At 54.8% G+C, this 25085-nt stretch carries 24 protein-coding genes; 7 read left to right on the top strand and 17 right to left on the bottom strand.

Features of this window, described 5'->3' with window-relative positions:
• Nucleotides 1-46 precede the first annotated feature (46 nt).
• Nucleotides 47-1168, bottom strand: coding sequence for a GGDEF domain-containing protein (locus ACVBEJ_RS07090; RefSeq protein ID WP_447128917.1), 1122 nt, complete (start codon nt 1166-1168; stop codon nt 47-49).
• A gap of 199 nt (nt 1169-1367) precedes the next feature.
• On the opposite strand from ACVBEJ_RS07090, the gene ACVBEJ_RS07095 reads away from it, so the two are divergent.
• Entirely contained in the window at nt 1368-2687 is a 1320-nt protein-coding gene (locus ACVBEJ_RS07095) for a serine hydrolase domain-containing protein (protein ID WP_447128918.1), read from the top strand.
• Between the two features lie 167 nt (nt 2688-2854).
• On the opposite strand, the gene glmS is transcribed toward ACVBEJ_RS07095, so the two are convergent.
• The 16 genes from glmS to mnmG form a co-directional block, all read right to left on the bottom strand.
• Nucleotides 2855-4684: a glutamine--fructose-6-phosphate transaminase (isomerizing) gene (gene glmS, locus ACVBEJ_RS07100; protein WP_447128919.1), complete on the bottom strand. Its 1830-nt coding sequence runs from the start codon at nt 4682-4684 to the stop codon at nt 2855-2857.
• Between the two features lie 111 nt (nt 4685-4795).
• Nucleotides 4796-6151, bottom strand: a complete 1356-nt coding sequence (gene glmU, locus ACVBEJ_RS07105; RefSeq protein WP_447128920.1) for a bifunctional UDP-N-acetylglucosamine diphosphorylase/glucosamine-1-phosphate N-acetyltransferase GlmU — start codon at nt 6149-6151, stop codon at nt 4796-4798.
• 89 nt (nt 6152-6240) lie between these two features.
• Nucleotides 6241-6666 carry a F0F1 ATP synthase subunit epsilon gene (locus tag ACVBEJ_RS07110; RefSeq protein WP_447128921.1) on the bottom strand — a complete coding sequence of 142 codons (426 nt, stop codon included), beginning with the start codon at nt 6664-6666 and terminating at the stop codon, nt 6241-6243.
• 24 nt (nt 6667-6690) lie between these two features.
• Entirely contained in the window at nt 6691-8067 is a 1377-nt protein-coding gene (atpD, locus tag ACVBEJ_RS07115; protein WP_447128922.1) for a F0F1 ATP synthase subunit beta, read from the bottom strand.
• Nucleotides 8068-8151: 84 nt separating this feature from the next.
• Nucleotides 8152-9012: a F0F1 ATP synthase subunit gamma gene (gene atpG, locus ACVBEJ_RS07120; protein ID WP_447128923.1), complete on the bottom strand. Its 861-nt coding sequence runs from the start codon at nt 9010-9012 to the stop codon at nt 8152-8154.
• A 47-nt stretch (nt 9013-9059) separates the two neighbouring features.
• On the bottom strand, nt 9060-10604 hold the full coding sequence (atpA, locus tag ACVBEJ_RS07125) for a F0F1 ATP synthase subunit alpha (protein WP_447128924.1): 1545 nt from the start codon (nt 10602-10604) through the stop codon (nt 9060-9062).
• A 16-nt stretch (nt 10605-10620) separates the two neighbouring features.
• A complete protein-coding gene (locus tag ACVBEJ_RS07130; protein WP_447128925.1) occupies nt 10621-11157 on the bottom strand; it encodes a F0F1 ATP synthase subunit delta in 537 nt (178 codons plus the stop codon).
• Between the two features lie 12 nt (nt 11158-11169).
• Entirely contained in the window at nt 11170-11622 is a 453-nt protein-coding gene (locus tag ACVBEJ_RS07135) for a F0F1 ATP synthase subunit B (RefSeq protein ID WP_447129036.1), read from the bottom strand.
• Between the two features lie 69 nt (nt 11623-11691).
• Nucleotides 11692-11925 carry a F0F1 ATP synthase subunit C gene (gene atpE, locus ACVBEJ_RS07140; protein WP_447128926.1) on the bottom strand — a complete coding sequence of 78 codons (234 nt, stop codon included), beginning with the start codon at nt 11923-11925 and terminating at the stop codon, nt 11692-11694.
• Between the two features lie 77 nt (nt 11926-12002).
• The gene (atpB, locus tag ACVBEJ_RS07145) at nt 12003-13019 is read right to left on the bottom strand and encodes a F0F1 ATP synthase subunit A (RefSeq protein ID WP_447128927.1); all 1017 of its coding nucleotides are present in this window, start codon (nt 13017-13019) and stop codon (nt 12003-12005) included.
• A 26-nt stretch (nt 13020-13045) separates the two neighbouring features.
• Nucleotides 13046-13423, bottom strand: a complete 378-nt coding sequence (locus ACVBEJ_RS07150; protein ID WP_447128928.1) for an ATP synthase subunit I — start codon at nt 13421-13423, stop codon at nt 13046-13048.
• Between the two features lie 87 nt (nt 13424-13510).
• Nucleotides 13511-13762, bottom strand: coding sequence for a hypothetical protein (locus tag ACVBEJ_RS07155; RefSeq protein WP_447128929.1), 252 nt, complete (start codon nt 13760-13762; stop codon nt 13511-13513).
• A gap of 54 nt (nt 13763-13816) precedes the next feature.
• Nucleotides 13817-14704 carry a ParB/RepB/Spo0J family partition protein gene (locus ACVBEJ_RS07160; RefSeq protein ID WP_447128930.1) on the bottom strand — a complete coding sequence of 296 codons (888 nt, stop codon included), beginning with the start codon at nt 14702-14704 and terminating at the stop codon, nt 13817-13819.
• An 11-nt stretch (nt 14705-14715) separates the two neighbouring features.
• On the bottom strand, nt 14716-15507 hold the full coding sequence (locus ACVBEJ_RS07165; RefSeq protein WP_447128931.1) for a ParA family protein: 792 nt from the start codon (nt 15505-15507) through the stop codon (nt 14716-14718).
• Between the two features lie 4 nt (nt 15508-15511).
• A complete protein-coding gene (gene rsmG, locus ACVBEJ_RS07170; protein WP_447128932.1) occupies nt 15512-16147 on the bottom strand; it encodes a 16S rRNA (guanine(527)-N(7))-methyltransferase RsmG in 636 nt (211 codons plus the stop codon).
• Between the two features lie 196 nt (nt 16148-16343).
• On the bottom strand, nt 16344-18227 hold the full coding sequence (mnmG, locus tag ACVBEJ_RS07175; RefSeq protein WP_447128933.1) for a tRNA uridine-5-carboxymethylaminomethyl(34) synthesis enzyme MnmG: 1884 nt from the start codon (nt 18225-18227) through the stop codon (nt 16344-16346).
• A gap of 696 nt (nt 18228-18923) precedes the next feature.
• Between mnmG and rpmH the strand changes: the two genes are divergently transcribed.
• The 6 genes from rpmH to dnaA all read left to right on the top strand — a co-directional run bounded on the left by rpmH (nt 18924) and on the right by dnaA (nt 25019).
• Entirely contained in the window at nt 18924-19058 is a 135-nt protein-coding gene (gene rpmH, locus ACVBEJ_RS07180; protein WP_289152645.1) for a 50S ribosomal protein L34, read from the top strand.
• Between the two features lie 35 nt (nt 19059-19093).
• Nucleotides 19094-19489, top strand: a complete 396-nt coding sequence (gene rnpA, locus ACVBEJ_RS07185) for a ribonuclease P protein component (protein ID WP_447128934.1) — start codon at nt 19094-19096, stop codon at nt 19487-19489.
• Nucleotides 19482-19751, top strand: coding sequence for a membrane protein insertion efficiency factor YidD (yidD, locus tag ACVBEJ_RS07190; protein WP_447128935.1), 270 nt, complete (start codon nt 19482-19484; stop codon nt 19749-19751). Before rnpA ends, yidD begins: the two co-directional genes overlap by 8 nt.
• 2 nt (nt 19752-19753) lie before the next feature.
• Complete coding sequence (gene yidC, locus ACVBEJ_RS07195; RefSeq protein ID WP_447128936.1) at nt 19754-21406, top strand: membrane protein insertase YidC; 1653 nt, start codon at nt 19754-19756, stop codon at nt 21404-21406.
• A gap of 123 nt (nt 21407-21529) precedes the next feature.
• The gene (gene mnmE / locus ACVBEJ_RS07200) at nt 21530-22906 is read left to right on the top strand and encodes a tRNA uridine-5-carboxymethylaminomethyl(34) synthesis GTPase MnmE (protein ID WP_447128937.1); all 1377 of its coding nucleotides are present in this window, start codon (nt 21530-21532) and stop codon (nt 22904-22906) included.
• Nucleotides 22907-23471: 565 nt separating this feature from the next.
• Nucleotides 23472-25019 (top strand): chromosomal replication initiator protein DnaA, encoded by a 1548-nt coding sequence (gene dnaA / locus ACVBEJ_RS07205; RefSeq protein WP_447128938.1) that lies wholly within the window; start codon nt 23472-23474, stop codon nt 25017-25019.
• Nucleotides 25020-25085 lie beyond the last annotated feature (66 nt).

The raw sequence follows: 25085 nt of genomic DNA on the forward strand, positions 1-25085 counted from the left end.
TATTTACAGCGCCGTTTTTTTATCCGCTGTTTGTAGCCCGTTCCCGTTATACAGCGCAATCCCGGCCTGCATCCTTGGCGCGATACAGTGCCCGGTCTGCTTCTTCCAGCAGCAACTCCGGCGCCTGGTTGTCCTGTGGCGTGCAACAGCCAACACCAATGCTTACCGTCACCATGTTTTGCTCTTGCTGCTCCAGCCCCACAATGTGCAGCTCCCGAACCGCGTGCAAAATATTTTCCGCCACTGTTTTTGCCCCTTCGCGGTCCGTATCCGGCAACAACAGTGCAAATTCCTCACCCCCAAAGCGGGTGGCAAGATCTGTAGGGCGCTGCAGCTGCCCGGAAATCACCGCAGCCACCTGCTTCAGGCAGTGGTCGCCAGCGGTATGACCAAAGCGGTCATTGAACCCCTTGAAGTGATCCACATCCACCATCAGCAATGCCAGCGATTCCCGGCGGCGATGGCTGCGACCCCACTCGCGCTGTAACTGGTATTCGAAGGCGCGTCGGTTGGGCACCCCGGTAAGCGCATCCCGAGTCGCCATTTGCGCCAACTTGCGGTTGGCGTCCTGCAGATGCATTTTGACTTCAATGGCTTCTACCAGAGTGGCGTTGTATTTGTGGGCAGACAGCAGCACACAGACAAAAAATATCACCATGATCATCAGCAGCATTCCGTACTCATTGCCATCCATGCTGAGCAGCGCCCAGGCGCAACTGATCACCAATGGCGCTGCAAAGGCAATAAAAGCGGGAAAGTAGGCAGAAAGAGTAATCACCGCGCCGGCAATAACACCGGGGTAAATGATCCAGGTAATAAACTGATAGGGCAGAGACCAATCGACGCTGTACATGGACAGCAATGCCCCCCACAGCGCACCATTGCTAAATACCAGCAGCAAAAAGCCCTGTATCCAGACCTTCTGACTGGCCCTGTGCGACCCTTTCAGGTAGTAGCGCACCCACAACAGACGTATGGCAGCCAGCAAAACGTGGGCCAGTGCCCAGCGCACCAGACCCTGGTCAGGTGCCACACCCCACAGAGCCACGACCGTAAACACCGTCAACCCCAGAGATGACACCACCGAGCCGACCGAACTGCGATAGAGCAAGGTAATTTGCTCACTGAGAACCGCCCGGCGGTTATTGGCAGAAAGAGTTGGGGACATTGTGCGCCTTTGGTTTATTGTCTTTCTTGCGTTGCTGACAAACTGTGGGCCTACCACAGAGTGCGGCCAAACGAGCCCTTCGTCAACCGCCAGAAAGCTTCAGCTGCCGTTTCGCTAACGTTGATATCACGCCTTGCAGGGGTTGAAAACTGCGTATATAGTCCCCTGTCTTGTCCGCTGTCAGGTTAGTTGTTCCCCCATGTCCGACCATTCTTCAGAACCACGCACCACCACCAATGAGCACGCTGCCAAAGAACATCAAAACGATGTGGTATGGCACCCTACCGCTGAAGAAATGGGGTTTTTGCAAACCTCGGATGTGGAGCCCGGCAACCGTGTCCACTTGGCAAACTGGACCGAAGGTGCGCCGGTTCGCTGGAGCTTTCAGAACGCCTGCCAGATAGTCCCCAGCGCCGAGATTTACCGCGGCAACGGCAAACCTACCGCATTCAAGGAAGCCCTCACCGAACTCAACCAGATCGAGTTCACCACCTACGATGGGGATAACATCACCGTCGAGCAAATGCTCGCACAAACCTATACCGACGGATTCCTGGTACTGCACCAGGGCAAGCTGGTAAACGAGCAGTATTTCAACGGCCTCAAGCCCCACAGCAAACATTTGCTGCAGTCAGTCACCAAGTCATTTGTGGGCACCCTGGCCTGTATTTTGATGGAGCAGAAGCGCCTTAACCCGGACAAACTGGTAGAGGATTATGTGCCGGAGCTGGCCCACTCCGGCTACGGCGATGCCACTGTGCGTCAGGTGCTGGATATGACCACCAGTATTCTCTACCAGGAGAATTACGGCGTGGTCAGCGAACTGACCATGCACGAAGCATCCGCGGGCTGGCGCCCGCGCACCGGCCAACTGGAAGGTTTGCCGGAATCCCAGGCGCTGTTCCTGCAATCCCTGCGCAAAGAACCGGGCCGTAAACACGGCGAGCGCTTTGGTTATATTTCCTGCAACACCGATGTACTGGGCTGGATTATGGAGCGAGCCACCGGGGAACGGCTGCCGCAATTGTTCAGCGACCTGATCTGGTCACACCTGGGGGCCGACGAAAATTGCCATATGTTAGTGGACAGTTGGGGTTTGTCCGCCGCTTCCGGCGGCCTCAATGTGTGCCTGCGAGACCTGGGTCGTTTTGGCCAGATGATGCTTCAGGAAGGCAACTACAACGGTCACCAGTTCTTTGACGAAAACGTCATCAAGGACATTCGCACCAACGGCAGCCGCAACCTGTGGAAACGGGGTGAAGGCAGTGGCATTAGCTACCTGATGCCAAAAGGCTCATACCGCAACCAATGGTGGGTGACGGACTTCGACAGCAAAGCCTATTACGCCATCGGCATCCACGGCCAGCACATTTACATTGCCCCGGATGCCGAGGTGGTGATCATCAAGGTATCCAGCCAACCCAACGCCATTACGCCGGCATTTTCGCAGAACAGCCTTTACGGTTTTGAGGCGATTGTTAAACACCTGTCGGAAAAGAGCACCGGGTTGTTTAAATAAAGTTGATGTCATCCTGAGCGTAGCGAAGGTCGAAGACGAGATTGACTCGCACCATCCGTGGTGCTCGGCTCTGTGAGCCGTCTTCGACGCCCAAATTGGCTTTCCTGCCAATTTGACTTCGCCGCGTTCAGAATGACAGGCTCGTTGCTACCGCACTTCCAGGTGGGCTATTCCACCGTCACCGACTTCGCCAAATTCCTTGGCTGATCCACATCCGTGCCTTTTACCAGTGCCACATGATAAGAAAGCAGCTGCAGGGGCAGGGTGTAGATAATGGCCTCCAGGCTTTCCGGTACGTGGGGCAGGTCGATGACAGTGACACCTTCCTGACTGGTAAAGCCGGAGTCTTTGTCGGCAAACACAAACAGCTTACCACCGCGGGCCTGAACTTCGTGAAGATTGGATTTGAGTTTTTCCAGCAACTCATTATTGGGGGCCACCGCCACCACCGGCATATCGTCGTCTACCAGAGCCAGCGGGCCGTGCTTGAGCTCACCGGAGGGGTAGGCCTCGGCATGAATATAGGAAATTTCCTTGAGTTTTAATGCCCCCTCAAGGGCCACCGGGAACTGCACACCGCGCCCCAGGAAAAGGGCGTGGTGCTTGTCGTTAAAGCACTCGAAGGTTTGCTCGATTTGCTTGTCCAGTTGCAACACTTGCTCGCACAGCTGCGGCAATTGGTGCAGCGCGGCCACCAATTCCTGTTCCCGCTGTTCACTCAGCCCGTGGTAGCGGCCAATACCAACACTGAACAATTGCAGCGCCACCAGCTGCGTGGTGAACGCCTTGGTGGATGCAACACCAATTTCAGCACCGGCCATGGTCATCAGCGCAAGGTCACTCTCCCGAACCAGTGAGCTGCTGGGCACATTGCAAATAGTCAGGGTGCCCAAATAGCCCGCTTGTTTGGCGCTTTGCAGCGCTGCCAGAGTATCGGCGGTTTCGCCGGACTGGGAGATGGTGACAAACAGGGTATTTTTTGGCACCACAACTTTGCGGTAACGGTATTCGCTGGCCACTTCTACCTGACAGGGAATACCCGCCCACTCTTCCAGCCAGTAGCGCGCCACCATGCCAGCATGGTAGCTGGTACCACAGGCGACGATATGCACATTTTGCACTTGCTCAAACAGGTCGCTGGCTTTTTGACCAAAGGCCTGGGGCAAAACATGCTTGTCGCTGATGCGCCCCTGCAGGGTATCGCCCAGCACCTTCGGCTGTTCGAAGATTTCTTTCAGCATGTAGTGGCGATAGCCGCCTTTGTCGGCGCTGCTATCGTCGCCGGAGAGCTGTACCACTTCGTGGTGGGTGGGGTTGCCGCCTTCATCGACAATACGGTAGTAGTCGGTAGTGATCTCTACCCGGTCACCCTCATTGAGAAAGATAAAGCGGTCGGTAACCTGGCGCAGAGCCATCTGGTCAGAGGCGATAAAGTTTTCGTCAATACCAATGCCCAGCACCAGTGGGCTGCCTTTGCGGGCACCCACCAGTTTTCCGGGTTCGCGAGCACTGACAACACCCAGGGCATAAGCACCCTCAAGGCGGCTAATGGCCTGCTGCAAGGCAGTGCTCAGGTCGCTGCCACGCTCGCTGTAGCTGTGCACCAGGTGGGCCACCACTTCGGTGTCGGTATCGGAGACAAACTGGTAACCGGCGGCTGATAATTCGGCTCGCAGTTCGTCGTGGTTTTCGATAATACCGTTGTGCACCAGGGCGATATGGCCGGAGCAGTGCGGGTGGGAATTGATGTCGTTGGGCACACCGTGGGTGGCCCAGCGGGTGTGGGCTACGCCCTGCAAGCCCCTGGCTGGGTTGGCGGCCAGATTTGCTTCCAGTTCCGCCACCTTGCCGGCATTTTTGCGCAGTTGAATAGCGCCCTCGCTATCCACCAGCGCCACACCAGCGGAGTCATAGCCACGGTATTCCAGGCGCTTGAGGCCCTCTACCAGAATATTGGTGACATTGCGGTGAGCCACCGCGCCGACGATTCCGCACATAATATTTTCCTTTTGTACCCGTCATTGCGAGCACAGCGAAGCAATCTCCGGCAAGTTACTGCCACACTATTGAGGTTGCCACGGCCTTCGGCCTCGCAATGACGGGAAGTCTTATTTCTTTTTAACAGGCCGCTTCCAGCCGTCGATATTTCTCTGCCTACCACGGGCCACCGCCAGCTGTTCAGCGGGTACTTCGCTGGTGATAACAGAGCCAGCACCCACGGTTGCGCCCGAGCCGACTTTTACCGGTGACACCAGTGCGCTGTTGGAGCCGATAAAAGCACCATCTTCGATTTCAGTCAGGTGCTTATTGGCACTGTCGTAGTTGCAGGTAATCGTACCCGCGCCCACATTCACATCTTCTCCCAACACCGCATCGCCAACGTAGCTGAGGTGGTTAATTTTACTGCCTTTGCCCACGGTGGCTTTTTTGGTTTCCACAAAATTGCCCACTTTGGTGTTTTCAGCCAACACCGTGCCGGGGCGCAAGCGGGCGAAGGGGCCAATGGCGGCGCAGCAGCCCACTTGAGCATCTTCAATCACTGAGTTGGCTTTGATGTCTGTGCCGTCGGCAATTGTGGCATCGCTGATAACACAGTTGGGGCCAATGGTAACCTTGTTACCCAGAGTGACCGACCCTTCGAATACGCAGTTCACATCGATAAAAATATCATTGCCCAGGGTCAATTCGCCACGCACATCAAAGCGCGCCGGGTCCGCCAGAGTCGCTCCGGCGCGCATGGCGCTCTCTGCCTGGGTGCGTTGAAAGTGGCGTTCCAGCTCTGCCAACTGCACCCGGTCATTGATGCCCTGTACTTCCTGCTCGCTGTCTGGCTGCAACGGATTGATTTGGTAGCCATCGTTGCGGGCAATTTCAATCAGGTCGGTCAGATAGTACTCGCCCTGGGCGTTTTTGTTGCCAATTTGCGGCAGCCAGCGCTTCAGGTCGGCGCTGTTGAGGGCCATCACCCCGGTGTTGATTTCGTTGATTTGCCGCTGAGCTTGGCTGGCGTCTTTGTGTTCGACAATAGCGGTTACATGGCCATCGGCGTCACGGACAATGCGGCCATAGCCGGTGGCGTCTGTCAGCTCTACCGTGAGCAGGGCCATGGTTTTTTCGCTGACCAGCGCGGCCATTTTTTCCAGAGTCGACAGTTGCAGCAATGGCACATCGCCGTACAGAATCAGTGTGATACTGTCGTCCGCCAGGTGGGGCACAGCCTGTTGCACCGCATGGGCGGTACCCAGTTGTTCGCTCTGTTCCGCCCAGTTGACGCCATCAACCGACTGGCGAACCTGTTCGGAACCGTGGCCGGTAACAACGGTGATTTTGGCATTGACCAGCTGTCGGGAGGTATCCACCACATGCTGCAGCAATGAGCGCCCTGCCAGTGTGTGCAATACCTTGGGCAGCGCCGATTTCATGCGAGTGCCTTTACCGGCGGCGAGGATAACGATGTCGATCATGTTTCGTCCTGAATTTTAGGGTCGCACGTCAGACGTCCGACCAAACAAAAAGGCGGCCTAAGCCGCCTTTTTATAACACAACTACAAACTTACTTACCGAGCTTCTTGCGCAGTTGCTCAATGGTTCGCAATTGCGCTACCGCTTCCGCCAGCTGCGCGGCGGCGCGGGAGTAGTCGAATTCGCCACTCTGGTTGGCCAGGGCCTGTTCAGCTTTTTCCTTGGCTTCCAGAACTTTGGCTTCGTCCAGGCTGTCGGCGCGGTTGGCCACATCCGCCATCACGGTAATGCAGTTGGGCTGCACTTCCAGATAGCCACCGGACAGGTAGTACAATTCTTCGTCGCCATTCTGTTTGACGATGCGAACCGGCCCCGGCTTGAGGTCGGTGAGCAGCGGCGCGTGACCGAAGTTAATACCCAGTTCACCCACAGAGCCGGTGGCAACCACCAGCTCTACCAGACCGGAAAACAGGGCTTCTTCGGCGCTTACGATGTCGCAATGGACTGTCATAGCCATTATTCAGGCCTCGTTCTCAGTCAGTTACAGGTTCTTGGCGTTTTCAACCGCTTCTTCGATGCCGCCCACCATGTAGAAGGCCTGCTCCGGCAGGTGGTCGTAGTCGCCGCCCAGAATCGCTTTGAAGCTGGCAATGGTCTCTTTCAGAGACACGTATTTACCGGGGGAACCGGTGAATACTTCTGCCACGTGGAACGGCTGGGACAGGAAGCGTTCAACCTTACGGGCCCGGGCAACCACTTGCTTGTCTTCTTCAGACAGCTCGTCCATACCGAGGATGGCGATAATGTCTTTCAGCTCTTTATAGCGCTGCAGCACAGACTGTACGCCGCGGGCCACTTCGTAGTGCTCGGTGCCAACCACCAGCGGGTCCAGCTGACGAGAGGTGGAATCCAGCGGGTCTACCGCCGGGTAGATACCCTTGGCAGCGATATCACGGCTCAATACAACGGTGGCATCCAGGTGAGAGAAGGTGGTGGCAGGGGACGGGTCAGTCAAGTCATCCGCCGGTACGTATACCGCCTGAATAGAGGTAATGGAGCCCGCTTTGGTGGAAGTAATACGCTCTTGCAGGGCGCCCATTTCTTCCGCCAGTGTGGGCTGATAACCCACCGCAGAAGGCATGCGGCCCAACAGTGCAGATACTTCTGTTCCCGCCAGGGTATAACGGTAAATGTTGTCGATAAACAACAGTACGTCTTTGCCTTCGTCACGGAATTTTTCCGCCATGGTCAGGCCGGTCAGGGCCACGCGCAGACGGTTTCCAGGGGGCTCGTTCATCTGGCCGTATACCATGGCCACTTTGTCGAGAACGTTGGACTCCTTCATTTCGTAGTAGAAGTCGTTACCTTCACGAGTACGCTCACCCACACCGGCAAACACGGACAAACCGCTGTGCTCTTTGGCGATGTTGTTGATCAGCTCCATCATGTTTACGGTTTTGCCCACACCGGCACCACCGAACAGACCAACCTTACCACCCTTGGCGAACGGGCAAACCAGGTCGATTACCTTGATACCGGTTTCCAGCAGTTCGTTGGTGGCGGATTGTTCCGCGTAAGTGGGTGCTTTGCGGTGAATCGGCATGCGCTCTTGCTCGCCGATGTCGCCGCATTCGTCGATGGGGTTGCCCAGTACATCCATAATGCGACCCAGGGTTTCGGTGCCCACAGGCACTTTCACCGGCGCGTTGGTGTTGGCAACCGCCAGACCGCGGCTGACACCTTCGGAGGAGCCCATGGCAATGGCGCGAACCACACCGTCGCCCAGTTGCTGCTGAACCTCCAGGGTCAGGTCTTTGCTTTCAACGGTCAGGGCGTCATAAACATTCGGTACCTGATCGCGGGGGAATTCCACATCGATCACGGCGCCGATAATTTGTACGATACGTCCGCTACTCATTTGCACGTTCCTCTATATAAGAGCTCTAAATTCAATTCTTTCTTTCGTCATTTCCGCCTTCGCGGGAATGACACAAGTTTGCGTTTAAACCGCTGCCGCGCCGCCGACAATTTCCGACAGCTCCTGGGTAATGGCTGCCTGGCGAGCTTTGTTGTACAGCAGTTGCAATTCGTCGATCATGTTGCCGGCGTTGTCGGTGGCGTTTTTCATGGCCAGCATCCGCGCCGCCTGTTCACAGGCTTTGTTTTCTACCACCGCCTGAAATACCTGAGATTCCACATAGCGCACCAGAAGGCCATCCAGCAGGTCTTTGGCGTCCGGCTCGTAGATATAGTCCCAGTGGTGTTTCAGTTCTTCCTCGTCGGCGGCCTGCAGAGGCAACAGCTGCGCCACTTCCGGCTTCTGGGTCATGGTGTTGACGAATTCGTTGCTCACCAGAAACAGGCGATCAATTTTGCCTTCGTCAAACGCATCCAGAGTAACCTTGACGCTGGACAGCAGATCAGCGGCGGAGGGCTCATCGCCCAGGTCGGTCACTGCGGCGGTGATGTTGCCGTTCATGCTGCCGAAGAAAGCAGTGGCCTTGTTGCCCACCACGCACAGGTCCACTTCAACGTCTTTGTCGTTCCACTCCTTCATGGCCTTGATGGTGGCTTTGAACAGGTTGATGTTCAGGCCGCCACAGAGACCGCGATCGGTGGATACCACAATAAAGCCAACGCGCTTCACCTCGCGCTCCACCAAATACTGGTGGCGATACTCCGGGGTGGCGTTGGCGATGTGGCCAATTACCGAGCGAATGCGCTGGGCGTAGGGCTTGCCCAGTTTCATGCGATCCTGGGCGCGACGCATTTTACTCGCCGCCACCAGTTCCATAGCGCTGGTGATCTTCTGTGTGCTCTGCACACTGGCTATTTTGGTTTTTACTTCTTTTCCGACTGCCATAATGTAGTCCTGAATAGGCTGGGCTTTCGCCCAGCCCGAAAACAGTTTTACCAGGTTTGGGTCGCTACAAACTTGTCCAGCGCCGCTTTAAAGCTGGCGGCGATGTCGTTGTTGTAATCACCTGTGTCGTCAACCTGCTTCATCAGCTCTGCGTGCTCCGCTTTCATGTAAGAGAGCAGGGAGGCTTCGAAGTCACCCACTTTGGCTACGTCTACTTCTTTCAGGTAGCCTTCGTTGGCGGCGTACAGAACCACGGCGGTTTCGGCAATGCTCAGCGGCGAGAACTGCTTCTGTTTCATCAGCTCAACAACGCGCTGACCGTGCTCCAGCTGGGCGCGGGTGGCGTCGTCCAGGTCGGAGGCAAACTGGGAGAATGCCGCCAGTTCACGGTACTGGGCCAGGGCCAGACGAATACCACCGCCGAGCTTTTTGATCACTTTGGTCTGCGCGGCACCACCTACCCGGGATACGGAGATACCGGCGTTGATCGCAGGGCGAATACCGGCGTTGAACATGTCCGCTTCCAGGAAGATCTGACCATCGGTAATGGAGATCACGTTGGTGGGTACAAACGCAGATACGTCACCGGCCTGGGTTTCAATAATCGGCAGAGCGGTCAAAGAACCGGTTTTGCCTTTCACTTCGCCGTTGGTAAATTTTTCAACGTAATCGGCATTAACGCGAGCGGCGCGCTCCAACAGGCGACTGTGCAGATAGAACACGTCACCGGGGTAGGCTTCACGGCCCGGTGGACGACGCAGCAGCAGGGAGATCTGGCGATAGCCCCAGGCTTGTTTGGTGAGATCATCGTAGATGATCAAGGCGTCTTCACCGCGGTCACGGTAGTACTCACCCATGGCACAACCGGCGTAAGGCGCCAGGAACTGCATGGACGCGGGGTCGGCAGCACCGGCAGCAACCACAATGGTGTGGTCCATGGCGCCGTGCTCTTCCAGTTTGCGCACCACATTGGCAATGGTGGACTGCTTCTGGCCAACCGCCACATAGATACACTTGATGCCTGTGTTCTTCTGGTTGATGATGGTGTCGATGGCAATGGCGGACTTACCCACCTGACGGTCACCAATAATCAACTCGCGCTGGCCGCGACCAATGGGGATCATGGAGTCAACGGACTTCAGACCGGTTTGCAGGGGCTGGTCAACAGACTGACGGTCAATTACACCGGGAGCGATGCGCTCAACCGGAGAGCTAACCGCAGCTTCGATAGGGCCTTTGCCGTCAATTGGGGTACCCAGTGCGTCAACCACACGGCCTTCCAATTCGGGGCCAACCGGCACTTCCAGAATACGGCTGGTGCACTTGGCTTTCTGGCCTTCCGCCAGGCCCAGGTAGTCACCCAGCACAACCGCACCCACGGAGTCGCGCTCCAGGTTGAGGGCCATGCCGTAGCTGCCGTTTTCAAATTCAATCATCTCGCCATACATCACATCGGCCAGGCCGTGGATGCGAACGATACCGTCAGAGACGGAAACAATGGTGCCCTCATTCTGGGCTTCGGTGGCGACATCCAGGCTTTCTATGCGCTGTTTGATGATGTCGCTGATTTCGGATGGATTCAGTTGCTGCATGTGCAGTTCCTCGATCTCAGGAATTTAACGCTTCGGCGAGCTTCGCCAGACGGCCGCGAACGGAACCGTCGAGCACGGTATCTCCGGCGCGAATTACCGCGCCGCCCAACAGACTATTGTCCACTTCCACCTGCAGGGTAACATCGTGGCCCAGGCGCGATTTCAGTGCCGCTGCCAGTGTGTCTTGCTGTTGTGGGCTGACTTCACTGGCGGATGTGACCTCCACCGCCAGATTTTTTTCCAGGCCCGCTTTTAACACTTCAAACTGGCTGCTGACTTCCGCCAGCAGGGGCAGACGGCGGTTGGCTGACAATGTGTGGACAAAGTTGCGACCGCTCTCGTCGAGGGTATCGCCACAAATATCGATCACTGTTTCGGCCTGTTGCGCCGCGGTGTGAGTGGGTGAAGACAGCAGGCGCTCCACCGCATCGTGCAGGGATACCGCCGCAGCGGTAGCCAGCATTGTCGACCAGTCTTGCAGTGCGCCGGCATCCACTGCGTGTTTAAACGCCGCTTTTGCGTAGGGCCGTGCCAGAGTGCTCAGTTCAGCCATATCAAACCTCGTTTACAGCTGCGCTGCCAGTTTGTCGAGCATGTCGCGGTTGGCGTTCTCGTCGATCTGGGTTTCGAGAATTTTCTCGGCACCCTGAACGGCGAGCGTGGCCACTTTGCCGCGCAGCTCTTCTTTGGCGCGGTTTATTTCCTGATCGATCTCGGCTTGAGCGGCAGCTTTCAGGCGGTTGCCTTCAGCGATGGCCTGCTCTTTAGCCTCGTCTACGATCTGGTTAGCCCGCTTGTTGGCCTGCTCGATGATGCCCGCCGCTTCTTGCTTGGCTTCTTTCATCTGATCGGCCGCCTTGTTTTGCGCCAGTTCCAGATCGCGACTGGCGCGGTCGGCCGCTTCCAGTCCTTCTTCGATCTTTTTCTTGCGCTCTTCCAAGGCATTGATGATTGCTGGCCACACAGTCTTCATGCAGAACCACACAAAGATTGCGAACACAATCACCTGGCAAAACATTGTCAGGTTAATCACGCCAGTACCCTCGTTTCAGTAAACATTAAATCGTCGCTTCCAATATTACTGTGCTTAGGCAGCAGCGTTGGGGTCACCAGCGAAGATCAGCATCAGAGCGATACCAACACCGATAATGGGGATAGCGTCGATCAGGCCGGCCAGCAGGAACATCTTGCCCTGCAGCATGGGTCCAAGTTCGGGCTGACGCGCGGTGCCTTCAATCAGCTTACCACCCAGCAGGCCCATACCAACGGCAGCACCCAGTGCACCCAGACCCAACATAATTGCAGCTGCGATCAACAACATGACTTTCTCCTAGTTTTTAAAGGTAGTTTTAAGGTCAAAAATAAACTTCGTTCTTACTTACAAAAGCACAGTAAGGATCAGTGATCCTCGTGAGCCATGCTGAGGTAAACCACCGTCAGCACGGTAAAAATAAAGGCCTGCAGAGTAATAACCAGAATATGGAATACCGCCCAGCCCCACTGCATAAAGCCACCGGCCAGCAGGCTCATACCGCCGGCCACCGCCAGTTCAACCATCAACAACAAAATGGTTTTGCCGGTGCTGAGCTTGCCTTTCATGTTCAGCCAGCAGGTGAAAATTACCACCACCAGTACAGTGATCCAGTACGCCAGCACAAAACTGTCACCAAACAGGCTTTGCAGGCCGCCACCAAAGGCACCGGCACCCATGGCACCGGTGAACATCAGGGCGATCAGGATAAAGATCATCTCACCGGCGTACATGTTGCCGAACAGTCGCAAACCCAGAGAGAACGGCTTGGCCAACAGGCCCAGCAGTTCCATAAACAGGTTGATGGGAATAAACGCCCAGTGGTTGAAAGGGTGCATGGTGAGTTCTTTGACAAACCCGAAGCCCTTGATTTTGATGCCGTAGAACAACATCAGGATAAACACACCGATGGCCATACCCAGGGTGACATTGGGGTCTGTGGAGGGCACGATCTTCTGGAAGTGAACCCCCATGGCCGCCAGCGCAGCGGGAATCAGATCCACCGGGATCAAATCCATCAAGTTCATCAGGAACACCCACACAAAGATGGTCAATGCCAGCGGAGCCACCATCTTGTTGCGGCCGTGAAAAGTGTCTTTCACCAGACCGGAGATAAATTCAACACACCATTCCACCATATTCTGCAAACCGCCGGGGATGCCGGTTGTGGCTTTTTTGGCAGCGGCGCGAAAAACCAGCAAAAAGATAACTCCGAGGCCGATGGACCACATCATGGAATCCATATGGATAGCCATAAAGCCCATTTCTTTTACTTCTTCGGTGGAGTGTGCAAACCCCCAGCTGCCGTCCGGGTGACGACCGTAAACCAGGTTGGTCAGGTGGTGTTCGATGTATTCTTTCGTGGTCGGGTTTTCGCCAGCCATCAAATCTCTCGCACGTCTTTATGGTCTTATCGAGCGCCGTTTATCACTTTTGCCGTAACAAACAGCTGCACAAAAATCATGGCACCAAAGGAGGTAAACAAAGCAACCGGCTCAACCCATTCAAAGCGCTTGAACACTACTGCAAATAGCGCCGCACTCAACAGAATCTTGCCGCTCTCCCCCCGGTACATCGCATTCACAATATTCCGCACCTGGCGGGCACCTGTGTAGCGATAGGCCTGGCGGGTAAACCAGGCGTGGGGGATTATCTGAATCAACCCCCCTACGGCAGCAGACGCTGCCAGCCTGCTGTCGACAGGCAAAACTGCCAGCGACAACAAGGCTAAAATCAACAACTGGATCCAGGCGACTCGATGAACCGGCGGGGGCGCAATCTGGGCCATATGCCAGCTCCTGTGAAGCCTTTCACTTTTTACAACAATCAAACCGGCCACGGGAGGGCCGGTCTGGGCGGCGCAATTATAGGTAGTTCAAGGTTGCAGTTCAATGTTTGTGGTTATCTTTATCAGGTCAATCGGGCTTAAAACCTCCTGACCCGTCATTCCTGCGCAGGCGGAAATCCAGAAACCACCGTATTGCAAAGTTTTGGTGCCATATCTCATATGGATCCCCGCCTGCGCGGGGATGACGCTTGTTTTGACGTTATCGTCAGTAAATGATTTTTCAGAACCGTAGAAACATGTTGGCTTTTTGTTGAAAGGATTAAGCGCCAGCGACGCCATCGCGGAAATAGTGCATTTTTAGAAGTGCCGTTATGACCTTATTTTATATGGGCATCACTTTATATGGGCAAGTATGCCGTCCAATTCATCCAGACTGTTGTACTTGAACACCAGTTTGCCCTTGCCTTTGGCGCTGTGCTGCACCATTACCGGTACGCCCACCTGATCCGACAGCTTGTCCTGCAAGCGCACAATATCCGGGCTGACTGAGGGCGACTGTTTTTCTGCGGAACCCTGCTCCTGCAGGCGGCGTACCAGTGCCTCTGCCTGACGCACGGTCATCCCCTTGGCCACCACTGCCCGCGCCGCTTCGATTTGCTGACCGCCTTTGATGCCCAACAGGGCACGAGCGTGACCCATTTCCAGATCGCCGTGTTCCAGCAGGCGGCGGGGTTCTTCTTCCAGGGCCATCAGCCGCATCAGGTTGGTGACGGCGGTGCGGGATTTACCCACCGCGGTAGCCACTTCCTGCTGGGTGAGTTCAAATTCGTTTTGCAGGCGAATCAGTGCCTGAGCTTCTTCGATGGCGTTGAGGTCTTCCCGCTGGATATTCTCGATCAGCGCCATGGCGATGGCGGTTTCGTCCGGCACATCCTTGATCAGGGTAGGCACTTCCGCCAGCTCCGCCATCTGCGCGGCGCGCCAGCGGCGCTCACCGGCAATGATTTCGTAGCGGTTGTCACCGATGGGGCGCACCACGATGGGCTGCATAATGCCCTGGGCGCGAATGGAATTGGCCAGCTCTTCCAACGCCTCCGGGTGCATATCCCGGCGCGGCTGATATTTGCCCCGCTGCAGAAATTCCACCGGCAGCTTTTTCAGTTGATCACCACTGGCGGGGGCAGAGATATCCACACCCACACCGGGTTGCTCGACAACAGTTTGGGTGATTTCGGGGCTGAGCAGGGCATCGAGGCCACGACCAAGTTTGCGTTTCACCATGACCTTTCCCCTTATGCGCTCACAGTTTGACGGGTCTCTGCCCGGTGGCGATTGATAATTTCCCCGGCCAGGCCAATGTAGGCCAGCGACCCCTTGGAGTGTTTGTCGTAGACAATGGCGGGCTCACCGTAACTGGGCGCCTCTGCCAAACGCACATTGCGGGGGATGTACACCCGATACACCTTGTCGCCAAAGTGCTTGCGCAGTTGGGTGGTGACTTCATTGGTGAGGCTGTTGCGCGGGTCGTACATGGTACGCAGGATGCCTTCGATTTTCAGGTGCGGGTTGATCACTTTGTTGATCTGCTGGACTGTTTCCATCAGTGCCGACAAGCCTTCCAGAGCGTAATACTCACACTGCATGGGAATAATCACCCCGTGGCTGGCGGTGAGCGCGTTGATGGTAAGCATGCTCAGGGCGGGCGGACAGTCGATAATCACGTAGTCGTATTGCTCGCGCACTTTCAGCAGCGCGTAGTAGAGGCGACTCTCCTTGTTGGCCACGGACAGCAGTTCCACCTCGGCGGCGGTGAGATCGGCGTTGGCGGGCAACACATCGAACTTGCCGGACTCACAGGGTTGAATGACCTGGCTGATTTCCGATTCGCCAGTAAGCACATCCAGCACGGTTTCTTCCAGTTCGTTTTTATCGATACCGCAACCCATGGTGGCGTTGCCCTGGGCGTCCATATCCACCATCAGCACCCGCTTGCCAAAGCTGGCCAGGGACGCAGACAGGTTGACGCTGGTGGTGGTTTTACCGACACCGCCTTTCTGATTAACAATCGCGAGAGTCCGACTCACTGAATTATTCCCGAATAATTTCAATCAGGTGGCGTTCGGCGTCGACACCGGGCACCTGCAATGGATGAGAGGCAACGACCTTATAGGGTTTTTCCAAAGCGCTCAACTCATCCGTGGGCAACTTGCCCTTCATGGCGTAAAAACGGCCTTTTTCTGCCACCAGGTGCGCGCATTTTTCCAGCATATCCGGCAGGCTGGTAAAGGCGCGGCTGAGCACCCCGCAGTAACCGCCGGGGCGACCGTCAAATTTCTCCACCCGAGTCTGCTGCTCCACCACATTGCCCAGCTTCAATTTGTGGCGGGTCTGAAACACAAAGCGCATCTTTTTGCCGTTGCTGTCAATCAGCTGGAACGTCTTTTCTGGAAATACGATGGCCAGGGGAATGCCGGGAATGCCCGGGCCGGTGCCCACATCCACAAAATGATCGCCACACAGCAGCGGCGCTGCCGCCAGGCTATCGAGAATATGCAGGCACAGCATCTGCTCCGGATCGCGAATGGCGGTGAGGTTATAGGCCTTGTTCCAGCGCTGCAGTTCGTCGAGGTAAGTCAGGAGCAGGGCGATTTGTTGGTCGCTGAGTTCGAGGCCGAGTTCGACGACGCCGGTGCGAAGCTTATGATCCAGAGGGTGCTGTTCCACTTTGTGCTATTCCGGTGTTGTTGGACGTTAGAGGTTAGACGTTGGACGAAACTGCGGATCTCACTTCGTCGAACATCCAACGTCTAACAGTTTAATTACGCGCCTTTCTATCCACTGTCATCCTGAGGAGCGCAGTGACGAAGGATCTCGTAATTCAGGACTGTGAGATCCTTCGCTGCGCTCAGGATGACGACGATCATGCACTTCTTCGCTTGGCAGAGTGCTTCTTCAGGTAAACCAACAACAGCGAAGCTGCCGCCGGAGTAACGCCGGGAATACGCACTGCGCGCCCCAGGGTTTGCGGCCTGGCTTCGCCGAGTTTTTGCTTCACTTCGTTGGAAAGCCCTTTCACCACCTGGTAGTCAAAGTCATCGGGGATGGCGGTATCTTCCTGGGCTTTGAGACGGTCGATATCTTCCTGCTGGCGGTCGATATAACCGGCGTATTTGGCGTCGATTTCCACCTGCTCTGCCACCGCTTCCTGCACCCTGTGTTCCGGGTTCAAGGCGGCGATATCGCTGTAAGTCAACTCCGGGCGTTTAACCAGGTCGTGCAGGTTGTATTCGCGCACCATAGGGCTGCTGAGCTTGTCTTTTAATTGCTCAGCCTGGGCAGAGCCCGGCTGAATCCAGGTGCTTTTCAGGCGCTCCTGTTCGGCACCAATGGCATCGCGCTTTTGGTTGAATTGTTGCCAGCGGTGGTCATCCACCAGGCCCAGCTCCCGACCTTTTTCCGTCAGGCGCAGATCGGCGTTATCCTCCCGCAGCAGCAGGCGGTATTCCGCACGGCTGGTGAACATGCGGTAGGGCTCGCTGGTGCCCAAGGTAATCAGGTCGTCCACCAGTACGCCAATATAGGCTTCATCGCGACGGGGGCACCAGGGGTCTTTACCCTGAATTGCCAGTGCCGCATTGGTGCCTGCCAGCAAACCCTGAGCCGCAGCCTCTTCGTAGCCGGTGGTGCCGTTGATCTGGCCAGCAAAGTAGAGCCCGCCGATAAACTTGCTTTCCAGTGAGTAGTGCAAATCCCGGGGATCGAAAAAATCGTACTCGATGGCGTAGCCCGGCCGGGTGATATGGGCGTTTTCAAAACCGCGAATGGAGCGCACCAAATCCAGCTGCACATCAAAGGGCAAACTGGTGGATATGCCATTGGGGTACAGCTCGTGGGTATTCAGGCCCTCCGGCTCCACAAAAATCTGGTGGCTGTTTTTATCCGCAAAGCGCACGATTTTGTCTTCGATGGAGGGGCAATAGCGCGGCCCCACCCCTTCAATCACCCCGCTGTACATGGGGGAGCGATCCAGACCGTTGCGAATCACATCGTGGGTGGTTTCGTTGGTGTGGGTGATATAGCAGCACAGCTGACGCGGGTGCTGTTCGCGGCTACCCAGATAAGACATCACCGGCAATGGGGTGTCACCCCACTGCTCCTGCATTACCGAGAAATCCACACTGCGGGCGTCGATACGCGGCGGCGTGCCGGTTTTCAGGCGCTCCACCCGCAACGGCAACTCCCGCAGGCGCTGGGCCAGTGACACTGACGGCGGGTCACCGGCGCGGCCACCGGAATAATTCTGCATACCCACATGAATCTGGCCGCCGAGAAAAGTACCGGCGGTCAACACCACAGTTTGCGCGTAAAACGACAACCCCATCTGGGTTTTGGCGCCGATTACCCGGTCACCCTCCAGAATCAGATCATCCACCGCCTGCTGAAAGATAGACAGATTGGGCTGGTTTTCCAGAGTTTCGCGAATCGCCGCCTTGTACAGTGCCCTGTCCGCCTGGGCGCGGGTAGCGCGCACCGCCGGCCCTTTGCGGGCATTGAGCACACGAAACTGAACACCCCCAAAATCGGTGGCGGTGGCCATGGCGCCACCCAGGGCATCCACTTCTTTCACCAAATGACTTTTGCCAATGCCACCGATGGCCGGGTTGCAGGACATCTGCCCCAGAGTTTCGATATTGTGGCTCAACAGCAAGGTGCGACAGCCCATACGCGCCGCCGCCAGGCAAGCCTCGGTGCCCGCATGACCACCACCCACCACAATGACGTCGAACTGCTCAGGATAACGCATGACAATCACCTGCTGTTAAAAAGGTTGGCAATTATACGGAAGTTTTGTTTTTGACGTTAAAGAACATGATTAATTTATATATCTTTCTTATATAGAGAGGTTTTTTATATTAGTAGTAATTATTAAGGTGCCATATTTTTGTAGATAAGCCCATTTTTTTAATTTATATCAATGGCTTACTTAACTTGAAAGGTTGCGGATAAATGCAGTAGAGGGTGGGGAAAGGCCCTGTTAAAGCTGTGGATGGAAAGTGCCCTTATCCACAGGTGAACAGAACGTTGATTTTTATCCACATTTATCCACAGCTTCATCCCCGGTTTTTGCTGGTTTCAATTCACAGGATAATCACAGCACCTCTACGTGGTGCGGCCCTGTAAGGTATTGGGGATTTCAGACCTTACAGGGCGGCAAGTTTGGGTGGGTATTTTCCGATAATTTGATGTGAAGATTCAGAGTCAGGTGAAGCCTTTCCAGACCGTCTGCGGCACGGATGCCACAGAAGAGCTTACAAGGATGTATCTACAGCGTGTCTGGAAAGGCTTCACCTGGCTTTGGATCGCCCCGGACACTGAATATAATTTTTATTTGCTTCACCCACCCCTTTTGTTTAAAATCGCCCGCCCTTTGGGTCTGTTGCCCAACACATATTACTTTGCAAAGTTGTTATACACGGCTGTTTCATATAGGTACTGAGCCATGAAAAGAACATTCCAACCCAGCGTTATCAAGCGCAAGCGCACCCACGGTTTTCGCGCTCGTATGGCTACCAAAAACGGTCGCCTGGTACTGAACCGTCGTCGCGCCAAAGGCCGCAAGCGTCTGGCTGCTTAATCAAGCCTGCGCCAACCACCAACGGGGGCGGCAGTGTGAACGAATCAAGCTGCGTAAAGCCCTCTGGTGGTGATTTTAGTCGTATCAAGCGGCTGCTAAATGCAAAGCAGTTCCAAAGAGTCTTCGACGGCGCTGCGTACAAGATTGGCCATTCCCACCTGTTGCTGCTGGCTACCCCCAATACTCTCGACCACCCGCGCCTGGGTCTGGTCGTCGCCAAAAAGAACGTTCGTCACGCCGTAGACCGCAACAAGGTCAAACGGATTGCCCGCGAGTGCTTTCGCCACAAGCAACAGACACTTGGATCACTGGACATTATCGTGCTGGCTCGGCGCGGTATTGGAGAGCTGGACAACAATCAACTGCACAAACTGTTTGACGGCTCTTTCAGGCGCCTGTGCAAAAAGGCGGCGGGGGCAAAAGGTGATTAAGAAGCTGCTTACCGGGCCAATTCGTGGTTACCGGCGCTTTGTCAGTCCGCTGCTGGGCAGCAATTGTCGCTTTCACCCCACTTGTTCTGAATACGCGATTGAAGCCATTGAAGGGCACGGCGCTCTAAAAGGGCTTTATCTATCGGGGCGGCGCCTTATAAAATGCCACCCTTTCCATGAAGGTGGCTACGACCCGGTTCCCGGTGTCGATAAAAACAGCGCAACTTCCCCAAAACCCGAATTTACTGATACTGAGAATTAAAGATGGATTGGCAACGCACCTTACTGTTGGGCGGCATAGGCATTGTTGTGGTTATGTTGTTTCAGGAATGGAACAAATTTGAGCAGCAACACAAGCCGGTGGAAGATACCCGTACCGTTGTTGATATTCCCAGCGATGCTCCTGCACCGGATGTTCTCAATGAGCAGGTTGTGTCCTCCGGTGACGATGTACCTTCAGTATCTTCCTCACAACCTCAAGTGCAGCCTGTAAACGAAGTCGCGAATAGCGTCTTGATTTCGGTAAACACGGATGTGCTGGAAATGCTGATCAACCCCCGGGGTGGCGATATTGTCAAAGTGGCGTTACCCAAGTATTTGAAAAAACTGGATGAGGACGACCCCTATATCCTGCTCAACCAGACCAGCAGCCACATCTATATTGCCCAGAGTGGTTTGATTGGCAAAAACGGCACCGACAAAAGCGGTGGTGTGCGGCCACTGTTTACCAGTGCTTCCAGCCGTTATGACATACAGGGTGACGAACTGGTTGTCGACCTGAGTCACCAACAGGGCGATGTGTCTATCACCAAGCGTTTTACCTTCCGCCGCGGCGACTATCTGGTGGATATCGATTACCTGATCGACAACCGCAGTGCGGAAAACTGGCAGGCAAATATTTACGCCCAGATCAAACGGGACACCAGTGTGCCGGACTCGGATGCGGGTTTTGGTATGCAGCCGTATGTTGGCGCAGCCATCACGACCCCGGAGGAAAATTACACCAAACTGTCGTTTGATGATATTCGTGAAAAGCGTTTCGATGAGACCTACACCGGTGGTTGGGTGGCCATGTTGCAGCACTACTTTATGAGTGCCTGGGTGCCGCAACAGGATGAAGATAACAACTACAAATTGCGACGTCTGAGCAACGGCGACTACTCACTGGGTTATGTGGGGCCAGGGCATCAGGTGGCTGCGGGACAGAGTGGTACTTTGAAAACCCGCTTTTACGCTGGCCCGAAAATCATCGAGGACCTTGAAGCCATTCATCAACATCTGGATTTGACGGTGGACCACGGTTGGGCCTGGTGGATATCCAAACCGCTGTTCTGGTTGCTGGACTTTTTGCACAACTTTGTCGGCAACTGGGGTTGGGCGATTTTGTTACTGACCCTGTGTGTGCGCATTCCCATGTACCCGCTGTTTGCCAAAAGCGCCCGCTCCATGGCTGGCATGCGCAAAATCCAGCCGGAAATGCAGCGCCTGAAAGAGCTGTATGGCGATGACCGCCAGAAAATGTCACAGGAAATGATGGGTCTGTACAAAAAGCACGGTGTGAACCCCATGGGGGGGTGCCTGCCCATGTTGCTGCCCATGCCGATTTTCCTCGGCCTGTATTACATGCTGTTTGAAAGTGTCGAGTTGCGCCACGCGGACTGGTTGTGGATTGCCGACTTGTCGGTGAAAGACCCGCTGTTTATTCTGCCGCTGATTATGGGCCTGACCATGTGGATTCAGCAAAAGCTCAACCCGCAGCCGGCAGAAGCGAGCATGGCTACCGCCATGAAAATCATGCCCATCATGTTTACCTTTATGTTTATGTGGTTCCCGGCGGGCCTGGTGCTGTACTGGACAGTGAACAATGTGTTCTCCATTGCCCAGAGTTGGTTTGTGAATAAAAAGCTGGGTGTGTAAAGCGTTGAACGTTTGATGTTCGACGTTGGACGAGGGCGGCTGTGGCCGCCCTTTGCGTTTTTGGCTCGGGCTGTTTTTTCGTCAAACATCGAACCTCCAACATCAAACCGCTAAAATCTCTTTATGACCGATATAGCCATTATCAACACCGATACCATTGCCGCCGTTGCTACTGCCCCAGGCCGCGGAGGGGTGGGGATTATTCGCATCAGCGGGCCGCGCACTCGGGAAATTGCCGAGCGGGTTGTGGGCAAACTGCCAGCGGAAAGGATGGCCACCTTTGCCCGCTTTAAAGATGTGGATGGTCAGGTAATAGACGAAGGGGTGGCGTTGTTTTTTCCGGGGCCAAATTCCTTTACCGGCGAAGATGTGCTGGAGTTGCAGGGTCATGGCGGCCCGGTAATTCTCGATACTCTGCTGAGTACTCTCAGTGAATTGGGAGTTCGCCTGGCACGGCCAGGGGAATTTTCCGAGCGTGCCTTTCTCAATGACAAGTTGGATCTGGCTCAGGCCGAGGCCATTGCGGATTTGATCGACGCCTCTTCCGAGCAGGCGGCGCGCTGCGCGTTGCGCTCTTTACAGGGCGAATTTTCCCAACAGGTGCACAGCCTCACGGATGGGCTGATTCAACTGCGTATTTATGTGGAGGCGGCCATCGATTTCCCGGAGGAGGAAATCAATTTTCTCGGCGATTCCAAAGTGGGTCAGGATTTGCAGGAGTTGCTCGATCAGTTGGCGAGTATTTTTGCCCGAGCTCGACAAGGGGCGCTGATTCAGGAAGGTATGACGGTGGTGATTGCCGGCAAGCCCAACGCTGGTAAATCCTGTTTATTGAACGCTCTGTCCGGGAAAGACAGTGCCATCGTTACCGATATTGAAGGCACCACCCGGGATGTGTTGCGGGAGCGTATACACCTGGATGGTATGCCGCTGCACATTATTGATACTGCCGGTTTGCGGGACAGTGATGATGCGGTGGAGCAGGAGGGTATTCGCCGTGCCTGGAAGGAAATCGATAGCGCCGACCGCATTCTGTTTGTGATTGACAGCAGCAAGGATTACTCACTGGATACCCGCGCCAACTGGCCGGACTACTTTGCCCGTCACCCTGAGCGGGACAATATTACTTTTGTGCTCAACAAGGTGGATATTTCCGGCATAGGTACAGAGGTCAGCGAAGATCAGGGCCACCCGGTGATTCGTCTTTCCGCTCGCCAGGGTGAAGGTATCGATACACTTACTGACCACCTCAAGCAATGCATGGGATTCTCCGGTGTGGGGGAGGGCAGCTTTACTGCTCGTCGCCGCCATATTGTCGCTTTGGAAAAAGCGCGGGAGTTTATGCTCAATGGCCAACAACAGTTGAATCAGGCAGCAGCCGGTGAATTGCTGGCAGAGGATTTGCGCCAGGCGCAGCAGGTGCTGGGGGAAATTACCGGGGCTTTTACCAGCGACGATTTGCTGGGGCGGATATTTAGTAGTTTTTGTATTGGTAAGTAGATGTTTCTTTCGGGGCTGGTGGCGGCTCGAAGTTGATTTTACCTTTTCAGACACGCTGTAAATACTTCCCTGTAAGCTCGGATGCGGCATCCATGCCGCATACGGTCTGAAAAGGTAAAATCAACTCCGGGCCTTCAATTCTGGCTTTGGCTCACCGCCCAACTTGCTAAGCCTTAAGCCTTAAGGCTTGTTTTTATGACCATTGCAGGAAAGCAAGTCAGAAAAATATAGGTATGCAGTTACTAACCAGCTAACCCTTTGGTCTTCCCTAAGGGCCAAATCCGGGGAAAATAATCCTCTGTAAAATCACACTTTAATCACAGGTTATCCACAGTTGTTGGTTGTTTTTTAATCAGTAATTGTGTGCTTTTCTGTGAATATTATTACACTATTAAAATTTAATAAGATATTGATAATTAAGGAATAAATACTTTTTTGGTGGTTGGGGAATAAATTTTTCTGAGTGTGGATAACCGGATCGACTCGCGCTATGCTTACCGCCTTTCATATCCATCCTGTAAAGAACATCAATAACAGAACAATCTATATAAAAAGGGGGGAGACGTTGGCCCAGTTACTTTGGGATAAATGTCAGGGGTATCTTCGCGACGAGTTGCCAGATCAGCAATTCAATACCTGGATACGACCGCTGCAGGTGGATGCCACCGCCTGCCCAAAAACCATCGACACCATTCGCTTGTTGGCTCCCAACCGGTTTGTTCAGGATTGGGTGGCGGACAAGTTTTTGCAGCGCATTCGCGAATTGATGCAGCAGGTTGGTGAAAAAAATTACGACGTGGTGGTCGAGTCCCGCGCAGTCGCGCGACCGGGTTTTGTGGCTTTGCAAAAATCTGATGTGCCCGCCAGGGTCAACAAAACTGCTCTGTTGGCAGATAGACCCGCAGCTCAAAAAGCACCGGAAGCTGTGCTTGAAAGCACCTCACTTGAAAGTACCTCACTTGAGAGCACTTCACTCGGAAGTACCTCTACCAGACCGGTGGCGTCCATGGTGTCTGCTGTTCGCCAGCCGGCAGCCAGTAAACCCAAAACGGCGGATATTGATGTTCGCGAAGTGGAAGGTGGTTTGCACCACAAAAACAACATCAACGCCACATTCACTTTTCAGTCTTTTGTCGAGGGTAAGTCCAACCAACTGGCTTTGGCTGCGGCCCGCCAGGTAGCGGAAAACCCGGGGGGCTCTTATAACCCGCTGTTTATCTACGGTGGTGTTGGCCTGGGTAAAACCCACTTGATGCACGCGGTGGGCAATGCCCTGCGGGAGCAAAAACCCAACGCCAAGGTGGTGTATCTGCACTCCGAGCGTTTTGTGGCGGATATGGTCAAAGCGTTGCAGTTGAATGCCATTAATGACTTCAAGCGTTTTTACCGTTCTGTGGATGCCTTGCTGATTGATGATATTCAATTCTTCGCCGGCAAAGAGCGCTCCCAGGAGGAGTTTTTCCACACCTTTAATGCCCTGCTTGAAGGTGGCCAGCAGATGATCCTTACCTGCGACCGCTACCCCAAGGAAATTGACCAGATGGAGGAGCGCCTCAAGTCTCGTTTTGGTTGGGGTCTGACTGTGGCGGTAGAGCCCCCGGAACTGGAAACCCGGGTGGCGATTCTGATGAAAAAAGCGGATCAGGCAAAAATGAACCTCTCATCTGAGGCGGCCTTTTTTCTTGCTCAGAGAGTGCGCTCCAATGTCCGTGAGCTAGAGGGGGCGTTGAAAAGAGTAATAGCAAGTGCTCACTTCACAGGCAAGCCAATCGACATCGACCTGATTCGGGAATCTCTCAAAGACCTGCTGGCCCTGCAGGACAAGCTGGTAACTGTGGACAACATTCAGCGGGTAGTGGCGGAATATTACAAACTGAAAATGTCGGATTTGTTGTCCAAGCGCCGCAGCCGCTCGGTAGCCCGGCCGCGCCAGGTGGCCATGGCTCTGGCCAAGGAACTCACCAACCACAGCTTGCCGGAAATTGGCGAAGCCTTCAGTGGCCGCGACCACACCACCGTATTGCACGCCTGCCGCAAGATCAAAGAGTTGCAGGAGAGCAACCACGAAATGCGCGATGATATGAAACACCTGCTGCGTCTGCTCACCACTTGATTTATTATTAGCGGGTTGGAGAAGGGTGTAACCGCCCTTTTTGATTATTGTTAAAAACTATAAATT

The organism is Porticoccus sp. GXU_MW_L64 (genome assembly GCF_052983295.1).